Source organism: Thauera sp. 27 (assembly GCF_000310125.2).
GTDB lineage: Bacteria > Pseudomonadota > Gammaproteobacteria > Burkholderiales > Rhodocyclaceae > Thauera > Thauera mechernichensis.
In genome coordinates, this window is the sequence record NZ_AMXB01000005.1 from 1 (window position 1) to 26,991 (window position 26,991).

Below are 26,991 nucleotides of genomic sequence, written 5' to 3' on the forward strand. Positions count from 1 at the left end.
GCGGCTGGCGCCGCTCCTACGGCAAGACCGCGCACGCTGCAGCCCCAGTGGGAGCGTCGCCAGCCGCGAGCCTTTTCGCCTGTCGACCACCCCGGCAATTCGCCCGCAACAAGGACATGGCATAATGACCCGAACGCTTGCAGGCCCTATCCACACTGCCTTTGCGCGGCTTCTCGCAAACCGCGACCTGACAGGGCGTTGCCGCCAGGCGAATACGTCGGGCGATTCTACTACAGGCTGCCAGGCAGCCCTCCTGGCTGCGGCACCATCGGGCGAACACCGCCCGGGCACACGCAAGCGCATCGTCTTCAAGCCGAAACAGGACCGCCACCATGTCCCCCCAGACCCGCACCACGATCATCCGCGGCGGCGTCGCTGCCCTCCTCCTTGCCACGGCCGTCACGGCCTGGCTGCTGTCGAGACCGCCGGCCGAGCAGGACGGCTTCGTGCGTGGCAACGGCCGTATCGAAGCCACTCAGGTCGATGTCGCAACGCGCGCGGCGGGCCGGGTCGACGACATCCTGGTCAACGAAGGCGACTTTGTCCGTGCCGGCGACATCGTCGCCCGCATGGACGTGAAGTCGCTCGAGGCCCAGCATGCCCAGGCCCTCGCAGAGGTCGCCAACGCCCGCAGCGCGCGTCAGACTGCGATCGCCATGGTCGCGCAGCGCGAGGCCGACGTTGCGATGGCCGAGGCCGTACTGGTCCAGCGCCGCTCCGAGCTCGATCTTGCCCGCCGTACCAGCGCACGCTCGCAAGCGCTGCTGGCCGAGCGCGCCACCTCCGAGCAGATTGCCGACGATCAGGCCGCGCGCGTACGCAACGCCGAGGCCAACGTTCGCGCCGCGCAGGCACAGATCGCCGCCGCCAGCGCCGCGACCGACGCCGCGCGTGCCCACGTCGCCCAGGCCGAGGCCGGCATCGCCGCCGCCGAGGCGGTGGTCGCCCGCCTGCGCACCGAGATCGACGACGCCACCCTGCGCGCACCCCGCGACGGCCGCGTGCAGTACCGCGTGGTGCAGCCGGGCGAGGTGGTGGGCGGCGGCGGCAAGGTGGTGAGCCTGATCGACATCACCGACGTGTACATGAGCTTCTTCCTGCCCGAGATGGCGGCCGGGCGGGTGGCGATGGGCACCGAGGTGCGCATCGTCCTCGACGCGGCCCCCCACCTCGTGATCCCGGCCCAGGTGTCCTACGTCGCCAGCGTCGCGCAGTTCACCCCGAAGACGGTGGAGACCCAGAGCGAACGCCAGAAGATGGTGTTCCGCGTCAAGGCGAGAGTCGACCCCGCGCTGCTGCGCCAATACCCTGAACAGGTCAAGACCGGCCTGCCGGGGATGGCGCACGTCCGCCTCGACGACGCCCGCGCCTGGCCCGACGCGCTGCAGGTGAGGCTGCCGTGACCGCGACCGGCAGCGCCGCGCCGGTCGTCCGCCTGCGCGGCGTCGAACATCGTTACGGCGACACCCTCGCTGCCGATGGCGTCGACCTGGACGTCCCGGCCGGTTGCATGGTCGGCTTCATCGGCCCGGACGGCGTGGGCAAGTCCACCTGGCTCGGCCTGATCGCCGGCGCCCGCAAGATCCAGGCGGGCCGGGTGGAGGTGCTGGGCGGCGACATGGCACAAGCGCACCACCGCGCCGCCGTCTGCCCGCGCATCGCCTACATGCCGCAGGGCCTGGGCAAGAACCTCTACCCCACACTGTCGGTGTTCGAGAACATCGACTTCTTCGGTCGCCTGTTCGGGCAGTCGCGTGCCGAGCGCGCAGGCCGCATCAAGGCCCTGCTCGCCGCCACCGGCATGGCCGACTTCGCCGAGCGGCCCGCCAACAAGCTGTCGGGCGGCATGAAGCAGAAGCTCGGCCTGTGCTGCGCGCTCATCCATGATCCCGACCTGCTCATCCTCGACGAGCCGACGACCGGCGTCGATCCCCTCTCGCGCCGACAGTTCTGGGAACTGATCGACGAGATCCGCCAGCAGCGGCCACACATGAGCGTACTGGTCGCCACCGCCTACATGGAGGAGGCCGAGCGCTACGACTGGCTGGTTGCGGTCGACGCGGGGCGTGTGCTGGCGACCGGTACGCCGCACGCGCTGCGCACGCGCACCGCCACCGACAGCCTGGAGGCAGCCTTTCTCGCCCTGCTGCCGGCCGAGCGCCGCAGCGGGCACAGCACGCTGGTGATACCACCGCTGCAGGCCGGCGAGGTGGTCATCGCTGCGCGCGGCCTGCAGATGCGCTTTGGCGACTTCGTCGCCGTCGACGACGTCAATCTGGAGGTACGCCGCGGCGAGATCTTCGGCTTCCTGGGTTCGAACGGCTGCGGCAAGTCGACCACCATGAAGATGCTCACCGGCCTGTTGCCGCCCACCCGGGGCGAGGCGCGCCTGCTCGGCGAGGTCCTCGACGCACGCAACATCGACACCCGGCGCCGAGTGGGCTACATGTCCCAGGCCTTCTCGCTGTACGGCGAACTGTCGGTACGACGCAACCTGGCCCTGCACGCCCGCCTGTTCGACCTGCCGCCGGCCGAGGGCGAGGCCCGCATCGCAGAACTGGCAGAGCGCTTCGAGCTCGGCCCGGTCATGGACATGCTGCCCGACGCCCTGCCGCTCGGTATCCGCCAGCGCCTGCAGCTGGCCGTCGCCGTGCTCCACCGCCCCGACGTGCTGATCCTCGACGAGCCCACCTCGGGCGTCGACCCGGTGGCGCGCGACCGCTTCTGGGCGCTGATCATCGACCTCTCGCGCAAGGACGGCGTAACGGTCTTCATCACCACCCACTTCATGAACGAGGCCCAGCGCTGCGACCGCATCTCGCTGATGCACGCCGGGCGCATCCTGGCGAGCGACGCCCCCGCCGCGCTGGTGGCGCAACGCGGCGCTGACAACCTCGAAGATGCCTTCGTCGCCTACCTGGCCGAAGCCAGCGGCGTGCAGCTGCGCGCCCCGGCTGCGGCCGGCCATGCGCACGACGTACCTGAAGCCGACGTACCTCAAGCCGACGTACCCGAGGCCGACGCCCCTGCAGCGGCGCCAATGCCCCGGGCTGCGCGCTTCAGCCTCGCCCGCCTGCTCAGCTTCAGCGCACGCGAGGCGACCGAACTGCAGCGCGACCCCTTCCGCCTGACTCTGGCCCTGCTCGGCACCGTGCTGCTCATGCTGGTGATGGGCTTCGGCATCAGCATGGACGTGGAGCGGCTCAACTATGCCGTGCTCGACCACGACCGCAGCGTAGCGAGCGAGCGCTACACCCTCAACATCGCCGGCTCGCGCTACTTCAGCGAACAGGCGCCGCTGCAAAGCCACGCCGACATCGACCGCCGCATGCGCGCGGGCGAGCTTGCCATGGCGCTGGAGATCCCGCCCGGCTTCGGCCGCGACCTCGATCGCGGCCAGGCGCCGCAGATCGGATTGTGGCTGGACGGCTCGATGCCGATGCGGGCCGAGGTTGCGCGCGCCTACGTCGTCGGCCTGCACACCCAGACACTGAGCGAAGCGGTAAGCGCCGCCACCGGTACGCCGCCCACCCCGCTTGCCGACATCGCGGTGCGCTACCGCTACAACCCGGACATGCTGAGCGTGGTCGCCATCGTGCCGGCGGTCATCCCGCTGCTGCTGGTGTTCATCCCCTCCATGCTGACCGCGCTGGGCGTCGTGCGCGAGAAGGAGCTCGGCTCCATCCTCAACGTCTACACCACCCCGGTGACCAAGCTCGAGTTCCTGCTCGGCAAGCAGCTGCCCTATATCGCGCTGTCCATGTTCAACTTCGCGCTGCTGTTCGCGATCGCGGTGACCGTATTCGACGTGCCGTTCAAGGGCAGCCTGGCGACGATCGTGCTCGGCGCGCTGCTCTATGTCACCGCGACGACCGGCCTCGGCCTGCTCATGTCCACCCTCACCGACAGCCAGGTGGCCGCCATGGCCGGAACCTCGATCGGCACCCTGCTGCCGGCGATCCAGTTCTCCGGCATGCTCGACCCCGTGTCCTCGCTCGAAGGCGGCGGCGCCTTCATCGGCGCCATCTATCCCACCAGCCACTTCCTCAACATCAGCCGCGGCACCTTCGCCAAGGCGCTCGAATTCGGCGACCTGTGGGCGGCCTTCCTGCCCTTGCTGATCGCCGTTCCGGTGCTCACGCTCGGCGCGGTGCTGCTGTTGCGCAAGCAGGCACGCTAGGGGGACCGCCGATGAACGACCACAACACGCATGCCGCTGCGCACGCCCCCGCCCGCAGGCGCGGGCGCAGCCTGGCCCACAACACCTGGCACCTCGGCATCAAGGAGTTCCACAGCCTGCTCGGCGACTGGACGATGCTGTTCCTCATCGTCTTCATGTTCTCGGTCTCGGTGTACGCCGATGCGCGCGCCAAGCCGGAGAGCCTGCACCGCGCCGCAATCGCCGTTGTCGACGAGGACCGCTCGCAGCTGTCGACACGCATCGTCGCCGCGCTGCAGCCGCCGCAGTTCATCGCGCCGGATCTGATCGAGCTGGGCGAGATGGACAAGGGCATGGACGCCGGCCGCCACACCTTCGTGCTCGACATCCCGCCCAACTTCCAGCGCGACGTCCTCGCAGGACGTGCGCCAGCCCTCCAGCTCAATGTGGACGCCACCCGCCAGAGCCAGGCACAGACCGGCACCGGCTATATCCAGAGCATCGTCAACGACGAGATCCGTGCCTTCGTACTGCGCTACCGTACGGCCGCTCCGCAGCCGGTCGAGCTCGTGCCGCGCGCGCTGTTCAATCCCAACCTCAGCCAGAGCTGGTTCGCCGCGGTCACCTCGATCATCAACAACATCACCCTGCTCGGCATCCTCCTCACCGGCGCCGCCCTGATCCGCGAGCGCGAACACGGCACCATCGAACACCTGCTGGTGATGCCGGTCACGCCACTCGAGATCATGCTCTCCAAGGTATGGGCGATGGGCGCGGTGGTGCTGCTCGCGTCCGCGCTGTCGCTGCAGATCGTCGTCAAGGGTGTGCTCGGGGTGGCCGTGCCAGGGTCGGCGCTGCTGTTCGCCTTCGGCACCCTGCTCTATCTGTTCGCAGCGACCTCCATCGGCATCTTCATGGGTACGCTGGCACGCAACATGCCCCAGTTCGGGCTGATGGCGATCCTGGTGCTGCTGCCGCTGCAGATCCTGTCGGGCGCGCTCACGCCGCGCGAAAGCATGCCCGAGCTCGTCAGCACGCTGATGGCCTTCACCCCCACGACCCACTACGTCAGCCTCGCCCAGGGTGTGCTATTCCGCGGCGCCGGGTTCGACGTGGTGTGGCCGCAGTTCCTGATGGTCGCGCTCATCGGCGGCTTCTTCTTCACCCTCGCCCACACCCGCCTGCGCCACACCATCGGCAAGATGCAAGGCTGACCCCGCCCACGCCGTAGGAGCGGCGCGAGCCGCGAGGGGTCGAAGGCGACAGCGCCGGGATGGGCCGATGAAAAGCTCGCGGCTGGCGCCGCTCCTACGCAGCCCCCCGCGCTGCCGCCCTCCCGTAGGAGCGGCGCAAGCCGCGAGGGGTTGAAGGCGACAGCGCCGGGATGAGCCGACGAAAAGCTCGCGGCTATCGCCGCGCCTACCCGGAACCCCGCGCTGCAGCCCCCGATGTGCGATTCGCTGGTATTTTGTCGGCTTCGCACCCACCGGCGCCCGCTCGCTGACCGCACCTTCATGCCCCGCCTGCCCCTCGACGCTTCCAACCTGCCCCTGCTGCTGCTCTACGGGCTGATGCTGCCGGTCACAGCCATGGTGCCGGTGCTGCCCGACTTCACCGCTCAACGTTTTCCCGGCCTGGGCCAGTTTGCCAGCCACCTGTTCATGTCGATCAACATGATCGGCGCCCTGATCGGCGCGCCGATCGCAGGTCTGCTGTCGGACCGCCTCGGCCGTCGCAAGGCGCTCGCGGTGCTGGCGCTGCTGCTCAACGGCGCCACCCTGCTCGGCATCGCCTGGGCCTACGCACGTGCGGAGACCTACGGGCTGCTGCTCGGGCTGCGCTTCGTGGAGGGCTTCGCGCACATGTCGGCACTGTCGCTGCTGATGGCCCTGGGCGCCGACAGCGCCGGCAAGGCGGGGCTGGGGGCGCGCATGGGCGCGGTCGGGGCCTCGATCAGCCTCGGTGTGGCCAGCGGCGCGCCGCTGGGCGGCTTCATCGGCGGCATCAACCCCCTGTGGGTGCCGATCGGTGGCGGCGTATTGTCGATCCTGCTCGCCGTCGCCGGCTTCATGTACCTGCGCGACGCGGACGCGACACGACAGCGCCCGCGCCTGGCCATGGCCGAGATCGTGCATACCCTGCGCAGCCGGCAACAGTTGCTGGTGCCGCTGGCGTTCTCGTTTGCCGACCGGCTGACGGTGGGCTTCATCGTGTCTACGCTGTCGCTCTACCTCGGCCTGGTCATCGGTTTCGATGCACGCCAGATCGGCCTGGCGATGGCGGCCTTCCTGGTGCCGTTCTCGCTGCTCACCTATCCGGCCGGGCACCTGTCGCGGCATTGGAACCCGCTGGCGATGATGGTGAGCGGCAGCGTGCTGTATGGCATCTTCCTTGCCGTGCTCGGCTTCCTGCCAGGGGAGTCGATCATGACCGCGATGGCCGTCGGCGGCGTGATCGCGGCGCTGATGTACGCGCCCTCGCTCGTGCTCGCAGCGCAGTATGGCGGCGAGGACTGCCGCGCGAGCGCGCTCGCCGCCTTCAACATGGCGGGCTCGCTCGGCTTCGCCGCCGGCCCGCTGCTGAGCAGCGCCCTGCTGGCCGTGTTCGGGTTGGTCCTGGCTGCGCCCTACCCTGCCGTTTTCGTCTGCATCGGCGCCATCGAAGTCGTGCTCGCCGTGGTCGTGCTGGTCATGGTGCGCCGCGGCCGGCTGGCTGCAGTCGGAGGCCAGACAAGCGTCGAAGGGCGCACCCAATGAGCAGGGCTGGCGCCCATTACAGGCTGTCGCGGCTGTATCGCCCGCGCGACGGCCGCTTCTGGCTGATGATCGTCCTCAACCTGCTGTCGGCCGTGCTGGCCTGGGTCCTGCGAACCTATCCGCTGGTGCCGCTGGCGATGGCAGTGATCGCCCTGTTCGCGCTCGGCAACGCCCTGCTCGGCATGCGCCTGATGATCGATCTGATGCGCGCGCCCGCGGGCGAATCACCATGCACGGACGAGCGCGACAAGGACGCGCGCAACTGAGGCACGCGGCTCAGATGTCGGGCGTGAGGTAGATCCGCTCGGGCTGTGCGATCGGCTTCGGCGCAGGCCGGGCCGCCGGCCTGGACTCTGGCAGCGGGCGGGCCTCAAGAAGCACCGGCGCCTGCTCGCCGTCGCCGCGGGTGACGCCCCAATTCACGACCTCGAGGCGGCCATCGTAGTGCTCGACCACCGCGCTGCAGGTGTCGACCCAGTCGCCACAGTTGAGGTAGCGGATCTTGCCGATGCGGCGGTCGGCGGGCCAGTGGATGTGGCCGCACACCACACCGTCCACACCGCGTTGTTGCGCCGCATGGGCGACGGCATCCTCGAAGTCGAAGATGAAGCTCACCGCCTTCTTCACCTTCTGCTTGGCGTAGCCGGCAAGCGACCAGTAGCCCGGCCGGCGCAGCAGGCGGCGCGCCTTCGACAACAGCAGGTTGAGCCGGACCAGCGTGTTGTAGCCGACGTCGCCCAGTACCGCGACCCAGCGATGGTGGCGCGTCACCTGATCGTACTCATCGCCATGCACGAGCCAGTAGCGGCGTCCGTCCAGGGTCTCGTGGATCCACTCGGTTTCGACGCGGATGTCGCCGAAGGCGACGCCGGCGTATTCCCGCAGGGCCTCATCGTGGTTGCCCGGGATGAAGAAGACCTTGCAGCCGTGGCGCGCCCGGCGCAGCACCTTCTGCACCACGGTGTTGTGTGCCGGCGCCCATTGCACGCTGCGGTTCATCGCCCAGAAATCGACGATGTCGCCGATCAGGTAGAGATATTCGGACTCATGCTCCTTAAGGAAGGCAAGCAGGCTGTCGGCCTGGCAGGCCCGCGTGCCGAGGTGGACGTCCGATATGAAGATGGTGCGTACGCGCTTCATCAGCCTTGTACCTCCCGTGCTCGCAGATCCGTTGCAGGCACTTTGGCCCGCCTGTGCCCTTCCCACGCCCGCAGCAGCGCCGCGGAAAAGTGGTCGTTGACCGCCTCCCAGTCGATACCGATCGCGGTCTGGCGGGCCTGCACGCCCAGCTCGGCGCGCAGGGTGTCGGCCAGCGCGAGTTGCAGCGCGCGCTCGACGAAGCCCTGCTCGTCGCCGCAGCGCACCACGGCGCCGTTGCCCAGGTCGGCAATGACTTCGGCGGCTGCCGCATAGTCGTAGGCCAGCACGCACAGGCCGCTGGCCATGGCCTCGAGGGTGACGTTGCCGAAGGTCTCGGTCAGGCTGGGGAACAGGAACAGGTCGCCGGAGGCGTAATGGGCGGCGAGATCCTCGCCGTGGCGCATGCCCGCCTGCACCACGTCGGGGTGCTCGCGCGCGATGCCCGCCCGCATCGGGCCGTCGCCGACCAGCACCATGCGGGCGTCCGGCCGCTGCTGGCGGATCGCAGCGAATGCGCGCAAGGCGAGGCCGAGGTTCTTCTCCGCGGCGATCCGGCCGACGCAGACCACCGCCAGTGCATCGGGCCCCACGCCCCACTGCCGGCGCAAGTCCTCGCTGCGGCGCGCGGGTGAGTACAGGCGCGTATCGACCCCGCGCGAGATCACCTCCACGCGCTCATAGCCCTGGTCGCCCAGGTTGCGCGCCAGCGCAGCGGTAGGTACGTAGGTGGCGGCGGTGCGGTTATGGAAGCGGCGCAGGTAGGCGGCCACCGGCTGGCGCAGCCAGCCCACGCCGTAATGCGTGCTGTAGTGGTCGAAGTTGGTGTGGAAGTCCGAGGTCACCGGCAGGCGCAGCTTGTTGGCGGCGGTAACGGCGGTCCACCCCAGCGGCCCTTCGGTTGCCACGTGCACCAGGTCGGGGCGCTGGCGCGACCACTCGCGCACCAGGCGCGAGCGCGCCGGCAGGCCGAGCTTGAGGCCGTCGTAGCGCGGCAGGCGCAGCCCGCGCGACAGCACCTCCTGCAGCCCGCCAGTCGACATCGCCGTATCGGCCGGCGTCTGCCGCGGGCGCACCAACTGCACGCTGTGGCCGCGGGCGATGAGCCCGTCGACCATGCGTTTCAGGGTCATCGCCACGCCGTTCACCTCGGGCGGCCAGGTCTCGGTGACGAGGGCCACGCGCAGCCGGGGCGACTGGCAGAGCTCTTCGGTCGTGAAGTCGAGCGTTCTCATGGCACCGCAGCATAGGCGGCGCACAAGTCAGCACGGTTAAGCGTGCATTGCCGGATGATGACGACGGATCAATGCATGCCTGCACGCGCTGCGGCATCGAGCGCGGCGACGACCGTGCGGTCGTGACCGTAGATGTCGTTGCGCAGCTGCAGTGTGCCGTCCGCGTTGAGGCCTGCCGTGGTGTAGTGCAGCAATACGGTCACATCACGGCCGACGCGCTGGGTCTGCGTGCGACCGCTGTCGAGCGCCTGCTGCAAGGCTTCCGCACTCCAGCGCTGCGGGTTGTCGAGCAGCAGCATTGCGAGCGCTTCGGGCTGCTCGACACGCACGCAGCCGGAACTGAGCGCCCGCTCCGAGCGCCCGAAGAGCGAACGCGCGTTGGTGTCGTGCAGATAGATCGAGTACGGGTTCGACAGCGAGAACTTGATGCGGCCGAGCGAGCCATCTGCCCCTGACGCCTGAACGACGCGATAGGGGAATCCGCCGCTGCGTGCGCCGGACCAGTCGATTTCGGCCGGGTCCACAGCCTCGCCGTCCCGATCGAAGATGCTCAAGCGATGCTTGTCGAGGTAGTCCGTGCCGCGCGCGACGGCTGGAATCACGTCCTCACGCAGGATGGTCGGCGGCACCACCCACTTGGGGTTGAAGACCAGGTTCACCACCTTGTCGCGCAGCGACGGCGTCCTGCGTGTCGGTTTGCCGACGATCACGCGCGCTGACCAAAGCGTTTCGCCGCCCAGGCGGAGCTCGGCGCGATAACCGGTGATATCGACCAGCAGGCGGTCGCCCTGGAGGTCGGACGCCACCCAGCGCAGGCGCTCGAGGTTGGCGCGAACCTGCTCGACCCGCTGCGCCGGGGTGGTGTTGAGCGCGGCAAGCGTCTGCCGGCCGACGGCCGCATCGTCGTCCATGCCATGACGGCGCTGGAAACCCTTGACCGCCTCGGCCAGCGCCTCGTCGTAGTACGCGGGGTCGGGCGTTGTGCCGAGGTCTGCGCCGGCGCGTTCGAGGTGGACGCGTTCGGGGCCGCCCTCGGCCTGCAGCCGCGCCCGCAGCGCAGCCACCCGTGGGTTGCGCTCGCCGGGTCGCAGGGTCGCGCCCGCCGGGACACGCGGCCAGTCGTCGCCGATGCGCGCCTGGTAATGCACGAGCGCCTGCTGCAACGCGCGGTAGAGCGCAGGCTCGGGTGCCTGCAGCGCAATCGCGGCGCCAAGGTCGTCGGCGCGCAACACCGCTGCAAGCTCGGTAGCGCGCTGGTGAGGACCGGGCATCGGGGTGAAGTTCCAGTCGCGGTAGAGCTGCCGCGGGTCCAGCACGCCATAGCGGATCTGGCGCAGCAAGCGGGCCAGCGTGTCGCTGAGCAGCAGTTCGCGTTCGGCCTGCTGTGTGGCCGACAGCACAGCCGGTTCGGCGTCCCCCGCATGGCGCAGCGCATTCAGGGGGAAGCTGCCCGGCGCCAGACCATGCGCAGCCGCGCCTTCCACCGCCGCAATCAGCGCACGTGTGCGCACGCTGTCGTTCCAGACCGGGCGGTAGGCGCGCCCCAGATAGAACAGTGCAACCGTCTCGTCCGTCGTCGCCGGTCGCAGGCTGAGCAGACGCTCGAGCTCGGCGCCGACCGCCGCGCCGGCATCGGCCGGCTGCGCCACACCGCCCCGGCCCGTATCCGGGGAATCCATTGCCGCGCCCAGCGGCAAGCCCCAGGTCAAGCCGAGAAGCAGCGTACAGGTTACAAAACTTTTGCCCAAACGCAGCCCGACATCGTTTAGGATGCCGCCTTCAAGTGCTTGTTTGGACTGGTTATTGTTCATGTCGAAGATTTCCCGCGATCACGCCGCGCCGCGCCGCCGCCTGTTCCTCAAAGGCCTCGCCGCCCTGCCGCTGGGCCTTTCAGTCAATGCCGCACATGCCGCCCGGCACGACCGCCAGCTCGGCTTTCGGCATACCCATACCGACGAGCGGCTCAGCCTGGTCTACCGGAACGCAAACGGTTACATCGAGCCTGCCCTGCAACGCATCAACTGGCTGTTGCGTGACCACCGTTCGGGCGAGTCTACCCGGATGGATCCCAAGCTCTATGACATCCTTCACGCCCTGAGCATAGCCTGCGGCGGCGACACCTTCGAGATCATCTCGGGATACCGCTCGCCGGCAACCAACAACGCCCTGCGCAAGACCGGCGGTGGCGGCGTGGCCAAACGCAGCCTGCACATGGATGGCAAGGCGATCGACATCCGCCTCGTCGGTGTCGATACCGCCCGCTTGCGCGACGCCGCACTTGCCCTGGGCGTGGGCGGCGTCGGCTACTATCCCGGCTCCGACTTCGTGCACATCGACACCGGCCCGGTGCGCAGCTGGGGCCCGCGCAAGGCCTGAGCCCCGTATCAGCCCAGCAGCACCAGCCCCCACACGACGGCGGCGTTGATGAGTGCGATCAGCACCGCAGCGCTGCCGATATCCTTCGCCCGCTTGGCGAGCTGGTGACGTTCGAGCGACACCCGGTCGACAGTCGCCTCGATCGCTGAGTTCAGCAGTTCCACGATCAGCACCAGCAACACGCTGCCGATCATCAGCGCGCGCTCGAGCGCCGAATCGCCCAGCCACAGGGCCAGCGGCAGCGCCACCAGCGTCAGCAAGACCTCCTGGCGAAAGGCGTCCTCGTGGCGATAGGCGGCACGCAACCCGTCCAGCGAATAGTGAAAGGCGTTCCAGATCCGACGCAGGCCGGTCTTGCCTTTGAAAGGGCTCTCCATCGCGGTGTCTTCATCCTGGCTGAATAAGGGTCGCGATGATGACACGAAACACGTTACCAGCCGTGTTGTGTGCAGGGCTGGACGAGCGTACGGTTCTGAATTAGCGTTGCGCACCCGCGCACCGGATCGACTGGATTCATCGCCGGGCCTTCATCAACCGGCAGCGGTCAAATCATGAGCAGCAGCATCGGTCGCTTCGAGATCAGGCGCGAACTTGGGCGCGGTGCGCAGAGCATCGTCTATCTCGCCTGGGACCCTCAGCTTGAACGCGAGGTCGCGGTCAAGACCCTTCATTTCGCGGCCGCCGAGCGCAAGCAGAACGCCGCGCTGCTGGCCGAAGCGCGCTCGGTGAGCCGGCTGCGCCACCCGGGCATCGTGCCTGTGTTCGAGGCGGGCGAGGAGGACGGCGACCTCTACCTGGTGTTCGAGTACGTCCCCGGCGAGAGCCTTGCCGCGCTGATGCGCCGCCGCGGCGCGATACCGGCCGCCGAGGCCGTGCCGATGATGGTCGACGTCCTCACTGCGCTGGCCGAGGCACACGCACAGGGCGTCATCCACCGCGACCTCAAGCCGAGCAACGTGCTGATCGACGCCGCGGGCAGATCGCGCGTGATGGACTTCGGCATTGCCCGTCATGTCGATGACCCGAAGGCGCGCCAGGGGCTATCGGGCACACCGGGTTTCATCGCGCCCGAGTACATCGAGCGCCGCGAACTGAGCCCGCGCAACGACGTATACGCCGCGGGCGTACTGCTGTTGTGGATGCTGGCCGGCCGCCCGGTTCATCGCGAGACCGACCCGGCCAAGCTGCTCGAACTCGCACGCACCACTGCCGTCACCGTACCGGCCGACGGTGCACCGATCGACGAACAGCTGGCCGCCATCGCCTTGCGCGCGGCAGCGCTCGACCCGCAGGCACGCTACGCCGATGCCAACGCGTTCCGCCTGGCACTGCAGGCGTGGCTGCAGCCCCCCGCCACCACCGCCGACCCCGTGACCGAAGACGGGCAACCCGCTGCGCTCGACTTTCTGCTCCGACGCATGAAGCACCGCGGCGACTTCCCCGCCCTGTCGGAATCGGTAGCCGCGATCAACCGCATCGCGTCGAGCGAATCGGAAACCATCGGTACCTTGTCGGCGCTGATCCTGCGTGACTTCTCGCTCACCAACAAGCTGCTGCGCCTGGTCAACTCGGCCCATTACCGACCGGCCGGCGGCGGCCAGATCAGCACCATCTCGCGTGCGATCGTGGTGCTCGGCTTCGACACCGTGCGCAACATCGCGATCACCGTGCTGCTGTTCGAGCACCTGCAGAACAAGGCCAACGCGGCCCAGCTCAAGGAGGAGTTCCTGCGCGCCTGTCTGGCCGGCCTGTTCGGCCGCGAGCTGGCGGCGCATCTGCGCCTGCGCGACGGCGAGCAGGTCTACATCTGCACCGTGTTCCACAACCTTGGCCGCCTGCTGTGCCAGTTCTACTTCCCCGAGGAGAGCGAGGACATCCGCCGCCTGATGCAGCAGCAGGGCTGCAAGGAAGAGGCTGCGGCCCAGCGCGTGCTGGGCACCGGCTTCGAGGCCCTCGGTATTGCCCTGGCCCGGCACTGGGGCTTCCCGGAGCTGATCCAGGACAGCATGCGCCACATCGAGGATGGCCCGGTGCGCCGCCCCGCCACCACCGAGGAACGCCTGCGTGCGCTGGCAGCCTGTGCCAACGAATACTGCGACGCGGTGGCGCTGCTGCCAGCGGACGAGCGCGACAAGGCGCTGCAAGCGCTATCGGCGCGCTTCGCCGACGCGGTTCCGGTCGGGGCGCAGGCGGCGCGCGAACTGATGCATGCGGCGGCCGAGGAGATCGAGGCCTTCGCCTCCACCATCAAGGTCAGCATGGCGAACACCCGTATCGGCCGCCAGCTGCGCCAGCTCGTCGACGGTGCGCCTGCTCCCGCCACGCTCACCGATACCGGCCTGCCGGTCGCCGCCCTGCTCGAACAGAGCACGCCCGCGCAAGCCACCGAGGAAGGGCGCAAGGCCGCGGATGCGCAAGCCGTACTCAGCGCCGGCATCCAGGACATCAGCAACACCCTGGTCGAGGACTTCAAGCTCAACGACGTGCTGCGCATCATCCTCGAGACCATGTACCGGGCAATGGGCTTCAAGCGCGTGCTGCTGTGCATCCGCGACCCGCGCACGAATGCGATGACGGGCCGCTTCGGCTTCGGGCCGGGCGTCGCCGAACTGGCCCGCCAGGTCCGCTTCAGCCTGTCGGCCCATCCCGACAACGTCTTCAATGCCGCCACGGCAAAAGGCGCCGACATCCTGATTTCGGACATCGACGATCCGAAGATCGCCGCCCATGTGCCCGACTGGTATCGCAAGTCGGTACCGTCGCACACCTTCGTGCTGTTCCCGCTCACGATCAAGGGCCGCCCGGTGGCGATGATCTATGCCGACAAGGAGCGCGCGGGCGAGATCGAGATCAGCGAGCAGGAGCTTGCCCTGCTGCGCACGCTGCGCAACCAGGCCGTGCTGGCCATCAAGCAGGCCGGCTGAAAGCGCACGCAGCCATGCATGGGGCCGCCGGCCTACTGCGCGGGCTCAAGGCGCAGGATGCGGCCCTCGCTCTCGTCGACGACCCACACATAGCCGTCCGGCCCCTGGCGCACGTCGCGGATGCGACGGCCGAGTTCGGCCAGCAGGCGCTCTTCGTGGCGGACCTCGTTGCCATCGAGCACCAGACGGGCCACCAGCTGGTAGCGCAGCGCGCCGACCAGCACATTCCCCTTCCATTGCGGGAAACGCTCGCCGGTATAGAAGCTCATCCCCGACGGTGCGATCGAGGGCGTCCATTGCAGCAGCGGCGGCTCGACGTCATCACGGCTGCTGCCCTGGCCGATCTTGCGCCCGGTGACGTACTCGCGGCCGTAGGTGACCTCGGGCCAGCCATAGTTCAGCCCGGGCAACGCACGGTTGATCTCGTCGCCGCCCTGCGGACCGTGCTCGTGGGTCCACAGTTCGCCCGTCTGCGGATGCAGCGCCGCGCCCTGGATGTTGCGGTGACCGTAGGACCAGATCTCGGGCAGCACGCCTGCACGGCCGACGAAGGGGTTGTCAGGCGGCACGCTGCCGTCGAGCGCGATGCGCACGACCTTGCCGATGTGGCTGTCGAGCGCCTGCGCCCGCTCGCGCGCACCGCCACGGTCGCCCAGGGTCACGAACAGCGTGCCGTCGGCAGCGAAGACCAGGCGCGAGCCGAAATGCTGGTTGCCGGAGGGGTCCTCGTTCTGCGCGAAGATCCGCTGCACCTCGCGCAGTTCGAGTCGCTCGAGGTCGAGGCGTGCGCGCGCCACCGCGGTGCGCGCGCCGCGCTGCGTCGGCTCGGCGTAGGAGAACACGATCAGCCCGTCCTGCGCGAAGCTCGAGCTCGGCACCACGTCGAGCAGGCCGCCCTGGCCGCGCGCGTGCACCGCAGGCACCCCGGCGATGGGGGCCGACAGGCTGCCGTCGGTACCGACCACGCGCATGCGGCCCGGGCGCTCGGTCACGAGCATGCGGCCGTCGGGCAGGAAGGCGATCGACCACGGCGTATCGAGGCCGGTGGCAAACTCGGTCACCTTGACGTTACCGGTCTCGGTGCGCACCACCACGTCACGCGCAAACGTCGTCCCAGAGAGCAGTACGGAGGACGCCAGCATGGACGCAAGCAGCAATGGACGGAAACTTCTGTTCGATTTCGGCATCTTCAGGCTCCCCGGTGTAGTGGCCGCAGCATCGCATCTGCGGCCCGGCCAACGCCATGCGGCAGCGGCCCGACATCAACAATTCAAGCGACAAAACGCGTCACTAGGACTTCGCATGCCCTCATCCGTTCGCAAGACCCTGCGCCTGCTGTTCGTGCTCGTGCTGCTCGCCGTGTTCTGGATGGCCTTGCTGCCCGCCCCCGAGGTGGCCAAGCTGGTGTCCTGGCAGGACAAGATCGAGCACGCGGTGCTGTTCGCAGTGCTTGCCCTGCTAGCCCTCGCCGCCTGGCCCGAACGGCCGGTCACCATCGCCGTGGGCCTGCTCCTGTACGGTGCAGCGATGGAGTTCGCACAGTCGATGACCGCGCACCGCTTCGGCGACCCCTGGGACTGGGTGGCGGATGCAGTGGGGCTGCTCGTGCTGGTGCCGTTCGCCCTTGCCCGACGCCGACGCCTGCGCGGCTGAGCCAGGCACACGGGCGGCGCGCGCCTTGTTATCATCGCGGCCTTTCCGATCAAGCGCTTGCGCAATCCAGACGCCGATGAGCACCGACCGCCACACCCTCGAACTCCTCGCCCCGGCCAAGACCGCCGACTTCGGCATCGAGGCCATCAACCATGGCGCGGACGCGGTCTACATCGGCGGCCCTGCCTTTGGTGCGCGCTCGTCCGCGGACAACTCGGTAGCAGACATCGCGCGCCTGGTGCAGCACGCCCACCGCTACCACGCGCAGATCTTCGTCGCCACCAACACCATCCTGTTCGATGCCGAACTCGAACCGGCGCGCAAGCTGATCTGGGAACTGTATGACGCCGGCGTCGACGCCCTGATCGTGCAGGACATGGGCCTGCTCGAGCTCGACCTGCCGCCCATCCAGCTCCACGCCAGCACCCAGACCGACATCCGCGACGCCAGCAAGGCGCGCTTCCTGCAGGACGTGGGTTTCTCGCAGATCGTGCTGGCGCGCGAGCTGTCGCTCGCCGAGGTGAAGAAGATCGCCGCAGCCACCACCTGCCAGCTCGAGTACTTCGTGCACGGCGCGCTTTGCGTGGCCTTCTCCGGCCAGTGCTACATCAGCCACGCCCACACCGGGCGCAGCGCCAACCGCGGCGAATGTTCGCAGGCCTGTCGACTGCCCTACGACCTCAAGGACAAGGACGGCAACACCGTCGCCAGCAACCAGCACATGCTGTCGATGAAGGACAACAACCAGAGCGCCAACCTGCGCGCGCTGGCCGCCGCGGGAGTCAGTTCGTTCAAGATCGAGGGCCGCTACAAGGACCTCGCCTACGTCAAGAACATCACCGCGCATTACCGCACGCTGCTCGACGAGATCATCGAGCACCCGGATGCCGATGGCCCCGCGTACCGCCGCGCCTCGAGCGGTCGCACCACCTTCCTGTTCACCCCGCAGGCCGACAAGACCTTCAACCGCGGCTACACCGACTACTTCACCAACGACCGCCGCCACGGCATTGAGGCCTTCGAGTCGCCCAAGTTCGTCGGCGAGCCGATCGGCCGCGTGAAGAAGATCGACACCAAGGGGCGCAAGTTCTTCGACGTCGAGCGCGTCTCGCCAATCCACAACGCCGACGGCCTCACCTGGTACACGCCGAAGGGCGAGCTCACCGGCCTGCGGGTGAATCGTGCCGAAGCCAACGGCGGCGGCGAAGGTATTGATCGCATCTTCCCTTCCGAGCCGCTACCTTCCGACCTGGTGCCCGGCACCTCGCTGTTCCGCAACCACGACCACGAATTCGAGCGTGCACTCGAGAAGAAGTCCGCCGAGCGCCGCATTGCGGTCGATGCGCAGTTCGCAGCGACTGCGGACGGCTTCGTGCTGACACTTGTAGACGAGGACGGCGTGCGCGCGAGCGCAAGCCTTACGACAGCCTTCGCGCCGGCGCAGAACGCCGAGCGCGCGCTCGCCACCCTGCGCGAACACATCGCCAAGCTGGGCAACACCGACTTCGTGGCCGGCGACATCCTCATCGACCTGCCGGCGCCCCCCTTCCTGCCCGCGAGCCAGCTCAACGCCCTGCGCCGCGAAGCCGTCGAGCGCCTGGAGCACGCAAGGCTGCTGGCCTACGCCCGCCCGCCACGCGCCGCACCGGTGGAGCCGCCCGTCCCCTATCCGCAGGACGCGCTGAGCTACCTTGCCAACGTCTCGAACGACAAGGCGCGTGCCTTCTACGCCACGCACGGCGTCAAGCTCATCGACGCCGCCTTCGAGGAGAACCAGGAGACCGACGACGTCTCGCTGATGATCACCAAGCACTGCCTGCGCTACAGCTTCAACCTGTGCCCGAAGGAAGTGAAAGGCATCCGCCCCGACCCGATGCAGCTGGTCAATGGCAACGAGACGCTGACCCTGCGCTTCGACTGCAAGCGTTGCGAGATGCACGTCGTCGGCGGAATGAAGCCCCACATCGCGAAAATGCGCGACACGGTGGTCGCGCAGAAGGTGAGCTTTTTCCCAAGCAAGCCGGGCCAGGGCGCGGCGCTACCGGTTCAGGGCTGACCGAGACCTGATCAACGGCAGGCTAAGGGCGGCCCAAACCCAGCAGCGCACGCGTGCGCGCCTCATCGACAATGCCCGACACCGCCTTGAGCCCGCCGCGACCATCGAAGAACAGCGTCCGCGGCAACTCGCCACGCCAGTCCGGGTCGATGGCAAAGGCCAGGCGCTCGGGCGCCTCGTCGCCGTAGGCGAAGCGTGCACCGGGGACGCCGAAGCGGTCGAGGATCTCACCCAGTTGTGGATCGTCCGGCTCCACCGCGATCGTGACGAGACGCGGGCCTGCAGCGGCGCGTGACATCGCCGCAAACAATGCAAGGTTCTTCTTGCAATGCACGCACTCGGCCGACCATAGCGCGATGATCGTCGGCACACGGTGCGTGGCGGGCGCGACAAGCTCACGCGCGCCCGCGGCGTCGAGGCGGGTGAAGCCCTGTGCGGTATCGGCCGCCACCGCAGCACCGGACACGGCCCCGCCGCACAGCAGCAGCGCAAACAGGATGCGGATCGTCTTCATCACAGCGCATACCCCTTCATGCCTTCGTCTGCGGTGCGCCAGAACACGAACAAGGCGTCGCCCTGGCTCAGCACGCGCGGCTGATCCGACGCCCCCGCGGTACTGGCCAACACCTGGGTGTGGAAGCTGTGCCCGCCGTCATCGGACAGTTCCGCCAGGAGCCGGGTGCGCTCGCCGTCGAACTCCTTCCACACCACCGCGATCCGTGCGCCAGCCAGCGCGATGTCGGCATGCGCCGCACGCTGCCCGCCCACCGTGCGCTGGCCCTCGACGCGGCCATCGGCAAGGCGTCCGTAGAACACCCTGCCCTCGCCCTCGCGCTCGTTGAACCACACCGCGTGACGCGTGCCGTCGGCGGCCACCACGAGCGAGGGGCCATGGTGCGGGCAGGCATCGATGCGCCAGCGGTCAAAGGTGGCGCGTTCGGGGACGGCCGCGCCGCCGTGCTCGACGTCGAGACGGACAAGCGCATGGTCACGCTCGTTGGGCTCGAAGACGTGACGCCAGAGCAGCAGCGGCGTGCCATCGACATCCTCGGCCAGCGCCAGCCTGCAGCACTGGCAACTGTAGTCCACCACCTTGGTTTCGGGCCGGAAGCTGCGCCCGGCATCGTCGGACACCGCCGCATAGATCGCCGAGCCTCGGTAGTCTTCCCCCGAACGCTTGGCCGCTGCGCTTTCGCGGCCGTCGATCCAGGCGATGACAAGGCGACCGTCTCGCATCATTCGCATCACATTGAAGCTGTGACCGACGATGCTACGGTCACGGTGTACGGTGACCGGTGCATCGAAATGCACGCCGTCGGCGGCGCGAGCGAAGCGCACGTCGCCCGTGAAGCGCTCCTCGAAGCGGCGCGCCCACGACACCAGCACCGCACCATCGGCAGTAATGACCAGCTGCGGCCGGTTCTCGCCATCGGCCGCTACCGCCTCCGGAACGGGGTTGACCACTGCTGCCTCGTGCCAGCGCAGGCCGCCATCGGTGCTGCGGTGGAGCACGACGTGGCCACCTCGCGTCGCAACCGCGTACCAGCTGCCGTCGGCCGCAATCGCGGCGCTGGTGCCCAGTTCGGGCCGCGCCGCCTTTGTCGGTGCAGCCTTGGCGGCGCCAGCGTGATCGCCATGGGCGGCTGCCGCGCCGACCACACCGAGGACGAGCGCTGCACCCATCAGGTAGCGCTTACAACACATGAATAGTCGTCCCATCATGCCCTCTCCGGCATCGTCGCCCGCGCTGACCGAGCGCGGGCGCATTGTCATCGTCATTACCATTTGGCCTGCAATCCAAGGTAAACCGTACGCGGCAGCCCGGCAGTGTAGGTGGCATTGCCGCTGGACAGCCCAGAGGTCTCGGCGTGGCGGTGGTCGAACAGGTTGGAGACGCTGGCGTAAGCCTCGAAGCCCTTGGCAAACGGATAGTTGGCGCGCAGGTTGAAGAGATCGTGGCCGCCATACTTGCTGGTGTTGGCGGCGTCGCGCCAGTAGCTGCCGAGGTTGACCCATTCGAGCTGCACCCGGCCACCGTTCATCGCCGATGGCGCGTAGCTCAGGCGTGTGTTGGCGAGCAGCCGCGGCGCGCTTTCCATTTCCTTCCCACTGTAGTCCGCCGTACCGGACACTACCCAGGTTTCGTAGGAGTGCTTGGCGTAAGACAGGCTGGCATCGAGCCGCCAATCGCTGGCCAGCGCCAGACCGAGGCCCATCTCGATACCTCGGTGCAAGGTCTTGCCGGCATTGACGGCGGTGCGCTGGTTGGTAACCGGATCCTGATAGCTGACGATGTCGTCCTTCTTCGTCATGTGATAGACCGACAATTCGTAGCTGACGCCCTCTGCACTGCCACGCAGACCGGTCTCGAAGCTATCGACGACGACGGGCTTGAGCTTCAGCAGCGACTCCGCCTGCGCTTGCGCGCGCGCAGCGCTCGACTCACGACTGCCGCGGAAGACCTGGCCTTCGGACGGCGCACGGAAGGCGTTGCTGTAGGCGACGAAGCCATTCAGGTGCTCGGAGAATGCCCAGGTCGCGCCCAGCTTTGGGCTTACGCGGCTGTAGCCAACCTTGGCGCTGGCGGCATGGCCGTACCAGCCGTTGCCGGGGAAGGCCCCCGCAACCCCCTGCGTCGCCCCGGCCGCACCGCCATTCATCTTGTTGGTGTAGTCGTACCGCATGTCGTCGTAGCGCAAGCCGGCAGTGAGGCGCAGCCGCTCGGTCGGCGAGATCTCACCATGGAGGTAGGGCGAGATGCCGCGGAAGGTGACGTCGTAGTGGTAGATCTGTACCGGTGCCACCGCACGATTGAGGCCGTAGGTCGTGCCGCCGAGGGCGTTGGTAGTGCGCATCAGCGCAATCGAGTCCTCATCGCGCGAACCGGGGCTGTAGTCCACGTCGAGGCCGACGATGAGACGCGCGCGCATGGGCGCGAAGTCCATGCGGTACTTGCTGAGGAAGCCGAAGGACTGGTTCTTGGTGACATACTGGTTCGGATCGTAGCTGACCGTCCAGCTCGGGATGATCCTCATGCTGTTGTCGCGGAAATACGGCGTCACCGACAGCAGCGTCGTCTCGGTCTCGCGCTCGAAGGCGGTGGACACGCGGAACGCATCGACCTTGCGGAACGAGAACGGAATGTTGTTGGTACGCGGCGCGGCGCGGAACTCGGCCTCGTTCAGGTTGCCGACGTGCTGCTGGTCGACCGTGGAGAACGAAACGACCGTCTTCAGCATCGCATCGTCGGCGAGCGCGCGATCCCAGCGCAAGGTGCCGGCGCGGCGGTCATAGCCGGCGTCGTGCTGCCAGCCGTCGCTATGGGTGAAGTTGAGGCTGGCGCGCCAGGCATCGTCGCCGTGCGCATTACCACCGCTCGCCAGCGCGCGACGCCAGCCATGCGAGCCGACCTCGCCACCAAGTTCGAACGCTGGCCCGGTGGGCGGGTTGCGCGTCAGCACGTTGACCGTACCGCCGATCGCATCCGAACCATAAAGGGCGCTGCCCGGCCCTTTTGATACTTCCAGGCCCCCCGACTGCGGCACATTGATCTCGTACAGCGCGTTGTGGTTGAAGAACCCGGTCGAGCGCGTCGGGATGCCGTCTTCAAGGTAGAGATAGACCGCGGCAGTCGTCAGCGGCTGGCGGATCGAGGTGGAATGCCCTTCGCCCGACAGGTTGCTGATCCAAACACCCGGGACCTGGTTGAGGACTTCCTTCGGGTGCGCCGGGCGGGCCGTGGCGAGGGTCGACTCCTTGACCGCGGACACGGTGGCGGGCGTCTCACCGACGGGACGCGCCTCGCGCGTGGCGGTGACGCTGACTTCGCCGAGCACGGGCACGGTCTCCGCGGCAGTCGCAACCGAAGCACCAAGGGCAGCAATGAGGATGGCAAGTTGTTTGTGTTTCACGAATCACTCCTGTTCTACGCGCGGCGCAGGCGGGCACGGCGCATGGCGGCAAGGCCTGCGAGCGGCATCGGTATGGCCTGCGCATCGGCGCAGCCAAAAAAAACGATTGGGATGCGGCAGCTGAATAGACAAGGCCCAGACGCATGCGCACAAGCCGCGCCCACCGGCGGCGGCAACGCACGCGGGCAAGGCGAAACCAGCAACTTGCGGAGGGCTCAGGCCACGGCGGGCGGTGCGCGCGGAGAGGAGACGACCCAGGGCGGGCGGGGCCGCGGCGGATGGAGGCTGAAGGCAGGGCTGATGTCCTCGCCCTGCGCCGACGGTAGGTCTGCGCCTCCCCATGCTGCCGGCAGCGCGCTTGCGAAGAGGCTGCAGAACACGCACCCGCCAGCGGTGCGTGCTAGCTCGTCGGCCGGGTCCTGCGGCGCTGTGTCGACAGCGACGTAGCGCATGCCCGCGGCGGTGCAGATCTCGAGCCAGCGCGCATCACCAGAAGCGCGATAGGCCGCCTGCGACAGCGTCGGCGCGAGCGCAGCCAACAGCATCGCGAACATCGCGATCCAGGCGGCAAGCGAACGGGCAGAGCGTGTCAGGCGCATGGTAGGTGCGAGGGCCGGCCCAGTGGCCAGGCGGTAACAGGCGAAACGGAACTCTAGCGGCTCGAACCGAAACCCTGATTGACCGCAATCAAGCCGCAGGGCCAGTGCCCGCATGGGATGATCGCCACGGGTCGAGCGCAGCAGCGACGGCAGTGTCTACGCGACATGCCGCCAAGGCAAGGGGTAAGCTACGCTCCCCGCACAAGCGCCACGATCCGGCCCCAGGACAACGCGCGCGCCGCGCTGCCATCGACACACCGTAGGCGCAACATGCTGACACCTGCACAACAACTGCCCAACCACCCCCGCCTGAACGACGCCCCTCTGGTCGTGATGGCCCTGTGCGCCAACTGGTGCGGCACCTGCCGTGACTTCCAGGCGGTGCTCACCCGCATCGCCCTGGCCCATCCCGAGATCGTCTTTGCCTGGGCCGACATCGAGGACGATGCCGAACTCGTGGGCGATATCGACGTGGACGACTTCCCCACATTGGCCGTCTTCAAGGCGGGCCAGCCCCTGCACTTCGGCGCCTCACTCCCCATCGAGGCGGTGGTGACACGACTGCTGGCGCGTCTCGCGCAGTCCTCCACCCCCCCCACTGCCACCCCCAGCGTCATTCCAAGCGCGGTGCGCGAGCTTGGCGCCCGGCTGAGCCGCTGAGGCGCGTTCGGGCGCGTTCGGGCGCGTGGGCGGGCGCCGAAAGGGTCGTAAAAGACTCGCGGCTGGCGCCGCTCCCACGCGGGGGACGCGCGCGGCGGTTTCCGGTAGGAGCGGCGCCCGCCGCGAGCTTTTCATCGCCCCCCCAACGCCGATCGCCTTCAAACCCTCGCGGCGGGCGCCGCTTCCACGCAAAAGCACTCGCCCGCACCCCGCCTGTCCCTCACCTCCCCCACCCCAGCCGCCCTTGATCCCGCGCCCGCGATCTTGCACAGTCCCATGCATCGCCTCGCGGATGCCGACCATGAACGCCCTCTTCCCCCGCACCCCGCTGCTCGCCGGCCAGGACGTCGAAGCCAAGCGCGCCGAGCTGCTGCACTACTTCCACGCCACCTTCGACCGCTACGAGTCGCTGTTCGAGGTACTGGCCTGTGACGAGGCCTACTACAAGAAGCCGATCAGCCTGCGTCACCCGCTGATCTTCTACTTCGGCCACACCGCGACCTTCTTCATCAACAAGCTCCTGCTCGCCGGCCTGATCGAGCAGCGCATCGATCCGCGCCTGGAATCGATGTTCGCAGTCGGCGTCGACGAGATGAGCTGGGACGACCTCGACGACACCCGCTACGACTGGCCCACGGTGGCCGAGGTCGCCGCGTACCGGAACAAGGTGCGGGCGGTGGTCGACCGGGTGATCCGGGAGACACCCTTCACGCTGCCGATCGGCTGGAAGGATCCGTTCTGGGCGGTGGTGATGGGCATCGAGCACGAGCGCATCCACCTCGAAACCTCGTCAGTGCTGATGCGCCAGCACGCGCTGCACTACGTGAAGCCCCACCCCGCCTGGCAGCCCTGCGCCGAGCACGGCGAGCCGCCCGCCAACACCCTGGTCGACATCCCCGCCGGCGTCGTGCAGCTCGGCCGCAGCTTCGACGAGCCGATCTACGGCTGGGACAACGAATACGGTACCCATCGCGCCGAGGTACCGGCCTTCCGGGCGGCGCGCCGCCTGGTCACCAACCGCGAATACCTCGACTTCGTCGAAGCCGGCGGCTATGCCGACGATAGCGTGTGGGACGAGGAAGGCCTGGGCTGGAAGCGCTTTGCGCGTGCCGAACACCCGACCTTCTGGGTACCCGACGCCGCCGGCTGGAAGCTGCGCCTGATGACCGAAGAAGTGCCGATGTGCTGGGACTGGCCGGTGGAGGTCAATTGCCTGGAGGCGCGCGCCTTCTGCCGCTGGAAGGCGCGCGAGAACGGTCAGCCGGTGCGCCTGCCCACCGAGGACGAATGGAACCGCCTCTACGACCACGCCGACCTCGCCGACGTGCCGCACGACGCCCCGGCCAAGGCCAACCTGCATCTCGACCACTGGGCCTCGAGCTGCCCGGTGACCCGCTTCGCGCACGGCGAACTGTTCGACGTGGTGGGCAACGCGTGGCAGTGGTGCGAGACGCCGACCTATCCCTTCGACGGCTTCGACGTGCACCCGATCTACGACGACTTCACCACGCCGACCTTCGACGACCGCCATGCCATCATCAAGGGCGGCAGCTGGATCTCGGCCGGTAACGAGTCGCGCCACGCCGCGCGCTACGCCTTCCGCCGCCACTTCTTCCAGCACGCGGGTTTCCGCTACATCGTCAGCGACGCCCCCGCGCTCAATCCGTCCTCGACCTACGAGACCGATGCGCTGCTGTCGCAGTACGCCGAGTTCCACTACGGCGACGAGGCCTTCGGCGTACCCAACTTCCCGAAGGCGCTCGCCGACATCGCGATCAGCGCCCTGCGTCGCTTCGGCAACGGCCAGTTCGGCCGCGCGCTGGACCTCGGCTGCGCCACTGGCCGCGCCAGCTTCGAACTCGCGCGCGCCTTCGAGCGCGTGGTCGGCATCGACTTCTCGGCGCGCTTCATCCAGGCCGGCGCCAGGCTCGCCGAGACCGGTGCGCTGCGCTACACCATGCCCGACGAGGGCGCGCTGGTGAGCTACCACGAGCGCCGGCTCGACGCGCTGGGCCTGGCCGAGACCGCCGGCCGCGTCGAGTTCTGGCAGGGCGACGCCTGCAACCTCAAGGAGGTGTTCACCGGCTTCGACCTCATCCTCGCCGCCAACCTCATCGACCGCCTGTACAGCCCGCGCCGCTTCCTCGCCGATGTGCCGCGGCGCCTCAACCCCGGCGGCCTGCTGCTGCTCGCCTCGCCCTACACCTGGCTGGAAGAACACACCAAGCGCGAGGAGTGGATCGGTGGCTTCAAGAAGGACGGCGAGTCCTTCACCACGCTCGACGGCCTGAAGGAACTGCTCGCCGCCGACTTCGAGTTGGTGCAGGGGCCGCAAGCCGTGCCCTTCGTGATCCGCGAGACGCGGCGCAAACACCAGCACACCCTGTCGGAGCTGACCATCTGGCGAAAGCGCACATGAGCGCGGTCGACAACCGCGCCGACCCTGCGCCCCTCGCCGACCGCGCCGCCGGCGCGCTGATGGGCGCCTTCATCGGCGACGCACTGGCGCTGGGGCCACACTGGTACTACGACCTCGACGCGCTGCGTACGCGCTACGGCGCGTGGATCTCCGACTACACTGCGCCGATGCCCGACCACTACCTCGCGGGCATGAAGGCGGGCGAATCCTCGCAGGCGGGCGTGCTGCTGCGTCTGACGCTGGAATCGCTGGCCGAGCGTGGCAGCTATGACGAGGCCGACTTCTGCCGCCGGATGGACGAGGTGTTCTTCCCGCAGATTGACGGCACGCCGATGCACGGCCCCGGCGGCTATACCAGCCAGTCGATCCGCGAAGCCTGGCGCAAGCGCATGCAGCAGGGCCTGCCCTGGGGCCAGGTCGCCGGCAATGCCGATACCACCGAGGCCGCCGAGCGCACGCTGGCGATCGCGGTGCGCTACGCGCTCGACCCGGCGGCGCTGGCGGATGCCGTCACCCGCAACACCGTGCTCACCCAGACCGACGGCACCGTGGTGGCGATGACGGTGGCCTTCGGCGCGGTGCTCGGCATGCTGGTCGAGGGCCATGCACTCGATGCGGCGATCTCGGTCAAGCTGATGGCGCGGGTGAAGTCCGGCGCACTGCCCTTCCACACCGTCACCTCTGGAAACCTGCAGGCGCCGAGGCCCGGCAGTGTCGAGGTCCCGACCGCCGGCCGCTTCCCCTCGCCGGATGCGCTGCTCACGCAATCCTCAATCGCGCGCGCAGCGCTCGACCCAGACGTACGTATCGAGCCGGCGTGGAAGGTGTCGCTGGTGTATGGCATGCCGTGCGCGGTGTACCACCAGTTCCCCGCCGCCTATTACCTGGCGGCGCGCTTTGCCGACGACTTCGAGTCCGCGGTGCTGCACGCGGTGAATGGCGGCGGACAGAACCTGGCGCGGGCGATGCTGACGGGGGCGCTGGTGGGGGCGCAGGTCGGCTTTAGCCGCATCCCGCAGCGCTTCATTACGGGTTTGGCGGACAGCGCAGCGCTGCGGGCGATCGTGCAGCGCGTCGCAGTGCAGGTGGACACGGACTGAGTCGGA

The 26,991-nt window shown here is 68.4% G+C and carries 21 protein-coding genes; 12 read left to right on the forward strand and 9 right to left on the reverse strand.

Annotation, left to right across the window (positions count from 1 at the left end; genetic code table 11):
• Window positions 1–332: 332 nt before the first annotated feature.
• The 5 genes from B447_RS03415 to B447_RS03435 all read left to right on the forward strand — a co-directional run bounded on the left by B447_RS03415 (window position 333) and on the right by B447_RS03435 (window position 7,181).
• Entirely contained in the window at window positions 333–1,403 is a 1,071-nt protein-coding gene (locus tag B447_RS03415) for an HlyD family secretion protein (protein ID WP_002936523.1), read from the forward strand.
• Window positions 1,400–4,180: a ribosome-associated ATPase/putative transporter RbbA gene (rbbA, locus tag B447_RS03420; protein ID WP_002936526.1), complete on the forward strand. Its 2,781-nt coding sequence runs from the start codon at window positions 1,400–1,402 to the stop codon at window positions 4,178–4,180. The genes B447_RS03415 and rbbA overlap by 4 nt, the downstream gene beginning before the upstream one ends.
• Window positions 4,181–4,191: 11 nt before the next feature.
• Window positions 4,192–5,373, forward strand: coding sequence for an ABC transporter permease (locus B447_RS03425; RefSeq protein WP_002936531.1), 1,182 nt, complete (start codon window positions 4,192–4,194; stop codon window positions 5,371–5,373).
• 234 nt (window positions 5,374–5,607) lie between these two features.
• Window positions 5,608–6,915 (forward strand): MFS transporter, encoded by a 1,308-nt coding sequence (locus B447_RS03430; protein WP_002936533.1) that lies wholly within the window; start codon window positions 5,608–5,610, stop codon window positions 6,913–6,915.
• Complete coding sequence (locus tag B447_RS03435) at window positions 6,912–7,181, forward strand: hypothetical protein (RefSeq protein ID WP_002936551.1); 270 nt, start codon at window positions 6,912–6,914, stop codon at window positions 7,179–7,181. Before B447_RS03430 ends, B447_RS03435 begins: the two co-directional genes overlap by 4 nt.
• Window positions 7,182–7,191: 10 nt before the next feature.
• Here the strand turns inward: B447_RS03435 and B447_RS03440 are convergent, their stop codons facing one another.
• From B447_RS03440 to B447_RS03450, 3 genes are all read right to left on the reverse strand, one after another.
• Window positions 7,192–8,055 carry a UDP-2,3-diacylglucosamine diphosphatase gene (locus B447_RS03440; protein ID WP_002926383.1) on the reverse strand — a complete coding sequence of 288 codons (864 nt, stop codon included), beginning with the start codon at window positions 8,053–8,055 and terminating at the stop codon, window positions 7,192–7,194.
• Complete coding sequence (locus tag B447_RS03445; protein ID WP_002936552.1) at window positions 8,055–9,287, reverse strand: glycosyltransferase family 4 protein; 1,233 nt, start codon at window positions 9,285–9,287, stop codon at window positions 8,055–8,057. Before B447_RS03445 ends, B447_RS03440 begins: the two co-directional genes overlap by 1 nt.
• A gap of 68 nt (window positions 9,288–9,355) precedes the next feature.
• Window positions 9,356–10,966 (reverse strand): L,D-transpeptidase family protein, encoded by a 1,611-nt coding sequence (locus B447_RS03450; protein WP_232431494.1) that lies wholly within the window; start codon window positions 10,964–10,966, stop codon window positions 9,356–9,358.
• A 130-nt stretch (window positions 10,967–11,096) separates the two neighbouring features.
• On the opposite strand from B447_RS03450, the gene B447_RS03455 reads away from it, so the two are divergent.
• Complete coding sequence (locus B447_RS03455) at window positions 11,097–11,663, forward strand: YcbK family protein (protein WP_002926386.1); 567 nt, start codon at window positions 11,097–11,099, stop codon at window positions 11,661–11,663.
• Window positions 11,664–11,671: 8 nt separating this feature from the next.
• Here the strand turns inward: B447_RS03455 and B447_RS03460 are convergent, their stop codons facing one another.
• A complete protein-coding gene (locus B447_RS03460; RefSeq protein ID WP_002936554.1) occupies window positions 11,672–12,040 on the reverse strand; it encodes a diacylglycerol kinase in 369 nt (122 codons plus the stop codon).
• Between the two features lie 174 nt (window positions 12,041–12,214).
• Here B447_RS03460 and B447_RS03465 point away from each other — a divergent pair, with 174 nt between their 5' ends.
• On the forward strand, window positions 12,215–14,587 hold the full coding sequence (locus B447_RS03465) for a serine/threonine protein kinase (protein WP_002936555.1): 2,373 nt from the start codon (window positions 12,215–12,217) through the stop codon (window positions 14,585–14,587).
• A gap of 32 nt (window positions 14,588–14,619) precedes the next feature.
• Here B447_RS03465 and B447_RS03470 read toward each other — a convergent pair whose 3' ends face one another.
• Complete coding sequence (locus B447_RS03470; RefSeq protein ID WP_232431500.1) at window positions 14,620–15,774, reverse strand: PQQ-dependent sugar dehydrogenase; 1,155 nt, start codon at window positions 15,772–15,774, stop codon at window positions 14,620–14,622.
• Window positions 15,775–15,889: 115 nt separating this feature from the next.
• Here B447_RS03470 and B447_RS03475 point away from each other — a divergent pair, with 115 nt between their 5' ends.
• Complete coding sequence (locus B447_RS03475) at window positions 15,890–16,240, forward strand: VanZ family protein (RefSeq protein WP_002926397.1); 351 nt, start codon at window positions 15,890–15,892, stop codon at window positions 16,238–16,240.
• Between the two features lie 76 nt (window positions 16,241–16,316).
• Entirely contained in the window at window positions 16,317–18,296 is a 1,980-nt protein-coding gene (locus B447_RS03480) for a peptidase U32 family protein (protein WP_002936558.1), read from the forward strand.
• A 22-nt stretch (window positions 18,297–18,318) separates the two neighbouring features.
• Here B447_RS03480 and B447_RS03485 read toward each other — a convergent pair whose 3' ends face one another.
• The 4 genes from B447_RS03485 to B447_RS03500 form a co-directional block, all read right to left on the reverse strand.
• Window positions 18,319–18,810 (reverse strand): TlpA family protein disulfide reductase, encoded by a 492-nt coding sequence (locus B447_RS03485; protein WP_002936561.1) that lies wholly within the window; start codon window positions 18,808–18,810, stop codon window positions 18,319–18,321.
• Window positions 18,810–20,075: a sialidase family protein gene (locus B447_RS03490; protein ID WP_002936563.1), complete on the reverse strand. Its 1,266-nt coding sequence runs from the start codon at window positions 20,073–20,075 to the stop codon at window positions 18,810–18,812. Before B447_RS03490 ends, B447_RS03485 begins: the two co-directional genes overlap by 1 nt.
• Window positions 20,075–22,207 carry a TonB-dependent receptor gene (locus B447_RS03495; protein WP_002936567.1) on the reverse strand — a complete coding sequence of 711 codons (2,133 nt, stop codon included), beginning with the start codon at window positions 22,205–22,207 and terminating at the stop codon, window positions 20,075–20,077. Before B447_RS03495 ends, B447_RS03490 begins: the two co-directional genes overlap by 1 nt.
• A 215-nt stretch (window positions 22,208–22,422) precedes the next feature.
• Complete coding sequence (locus B447_RS03500; RefSeq protein WP_002936577.1) at window positions 22,423–22,806, reverse strand: DUF2946 family protein; 384 nt, start codon at window positions 22,804–22,806, stop codon at window positions 22,423–22,425.
• Window positions 22,807–23,076: 270 nt separating this feature from the next.
• Between B447_RS03500 and B447_RS03505 the strand changes: the two genes are divergently transcribed.
• The 3 genes from B447_RS03505 (at window position 23,077) to B447_RS03515 (ending at window position 26,985) form a co-directional block, all read left to right on the forward strand.
• Window positions 23,077–23,466, forward strand: a complete 390-nt coding sequence (locus B447_RS03505) for a thioredoxin family protein (RefSeq protein WP_002936582.1) — start codon at window positions 23,077–23,079, stop codon at window positions 23,464–23,466.
• A gap of 301 nt (window positions 23,467–23,767) precedes the next feature.
• Window positions 23,768–25,885, forward strand: coding sequence for a 5-histidylcysteine sulfoxide synthase (gene ovoA, locus B447_RS03510; protein ID WP_002936584.1), 2,118 nt, complete (start codon window positions 23,768–23,770; stop codon window positions 25,883–25,885).
• Complete coding sequence (locus B447_RS03515; RefSeq protein ID WP_002936586.1) at window positions 25,882–26,985, forward strand: ADP-ribosylglycohydrolase family protein; 1,104 nt, start codon at window positions 25,882–25,884, stop codon at window positions 26,983–26,985. The genes ovoA and B447_RS03515 overlap by 4 nt, the downstream gene beginning before the upstream one ends.
• The last annotated feature ends 6 nt before the right edge of the window (window positions 26,986–26,991 follow it).

What these genes read in the sequence shown, in the direction of transcription:
- B447_RS03415 (WP_002936523.1), top strand. Translation starts at nt 333, where the DNA reads ATGTCCCCCCAGACCCGCACCACGATCATCCGCGGCGGCGTCGCTGCC.
- B447_RS03425 (WP_002936531.1), top strand. Translation starts at nt 4,192, where the DNA reads ATGAACGACCACAACACGCATGCCGCTGCGCACGCCCCCGCCCGCAGG.
- B447_RS03430 (WP_002936533.1), top strand. Translation starts at nt 5,608, where the DNA reads ATGTGCGATTCGCTGGTATTTTGTCGGCTTCGCACCCACCGGCGCCCG.
- B447_RS03435 (WP_002936551.1), top strand. Translation starts at nt 6,912, where the DNA reads ATGAGCAGGGCTGGCGCCCATTACAGGCTGTCGCGGCTGTATCGCCCG.
- B447_RS03440 (WP_002926383.1), bottom strand. Translation starts at nt 8,055, where the DNA reads ATGAAGCGCGTACGCACCATCTTCATATCGGACGTCCACCTCGGCACG.
- B447_RS03445 (WP_002936552.1), bottom strand. Translation starts at nt 9,287, where the DNA reads ATGAGAACGCTCGACTTCACGACCGAAGAGCTCTGCCAGTCGCCCCGG.
- B447_RS03450 (WP_232431494.1), bottom strand. Translation starts at nt 10,966, where the DNA reads ATGGATTCCCCGGATACGGGCCGGGGCGGTGTGGCGCAGCCGGCCGAT.
- B447_RS03455 (WP_002926386.1), top strand. Translation starts at nt 11,097, where the DNA reads ATGTCGAAGATTTCCCGCGATCACGCCGCGCCGCGCCGCCGCCTGTTC.
- B447_RS03460 (WP_002936554.1), bottom strand. Translation starts at nt 12,040, where the DNA reads ATGGAGAGCCCTTTCAAAGGCAAGACCGGCCTGCGTCGGATCTGGAAC.
- B447_RS03465 (WP_002936555.1), top strand. Translation starts at nt 12,215, where the DNA reads ATGAGCAGCAGCATCGGTCGCTTCGAGATCAGGCGCGAACTTGGGCGC.
- B447_RS03470 (WP_232431500.1), bottom strand. Translation starts at nt 15,774, where the DNA reads ATGCCGAAATCGAACAGAAGTTTCCGTCCATTGCTGCTTGCGTCCATG.
- B447_RS03475 (WP_002926397.1), top strand. Translation starts at nt 15,890, where the DNA reads ATGCCCTCATCCGTTCGCAAGACCCTGCGCCTGCTGTTCGTGCTCGTG.
- B447_RS03480 (WP_002936558.1), top strand. Translation starts at nt 16,317, where the DNA reads ATGAGCACCGACCGCCACACCCTCGAACTCCTCGCCCCGGCCAAGACC.
- B447_RS03485 (WP_002936561.1), bottom strand. Translation starts at nt 18,810, where the DNA reads ATGAAGACGATCCGCATCCTGTTTGCGCTGCTGCTGTGCGGCGGGGCC.
- B447_RS03490 (WP_002936563.1), bottom strand. Translation starts at nt 20,075, where the DNA reads ATGACGATGACAATGCGCCCGCGCTCGGTCAGCGCGGGCGACGATGCC.
- B447_RS03500 (WP_002936577.1), bottom strand. Translation starts at nt 22,806, where the DNA reads ATGCGCCTGACACGCTCTGCCCGTTCGCTTGCCGCCTGGATCGCGATG.
- B447_RS03505 (WP_002936582.1), top strand. Translation starts at nt 23,077, where the DNA reads ATGCTGACACCTGCACAACAACTGCCCAACCACCCCCGCCTGAACGAC.
- ovoA (WP_002936584.1), top strand. Translation starts at nt 23,768, where the DNA reads ATGAACGCCCTCTTCCCCCGCACCCCGCTGCTCGCCGGCCAGGACGTC.
- B447_RS03515 (WP_002936586.1), top strand. Translation starts at nt 25,882, where the DNA reads ATGAGCGCGGTCGACAACCGCGCCGACCCTGCGCCCCTCGCCGACCGC.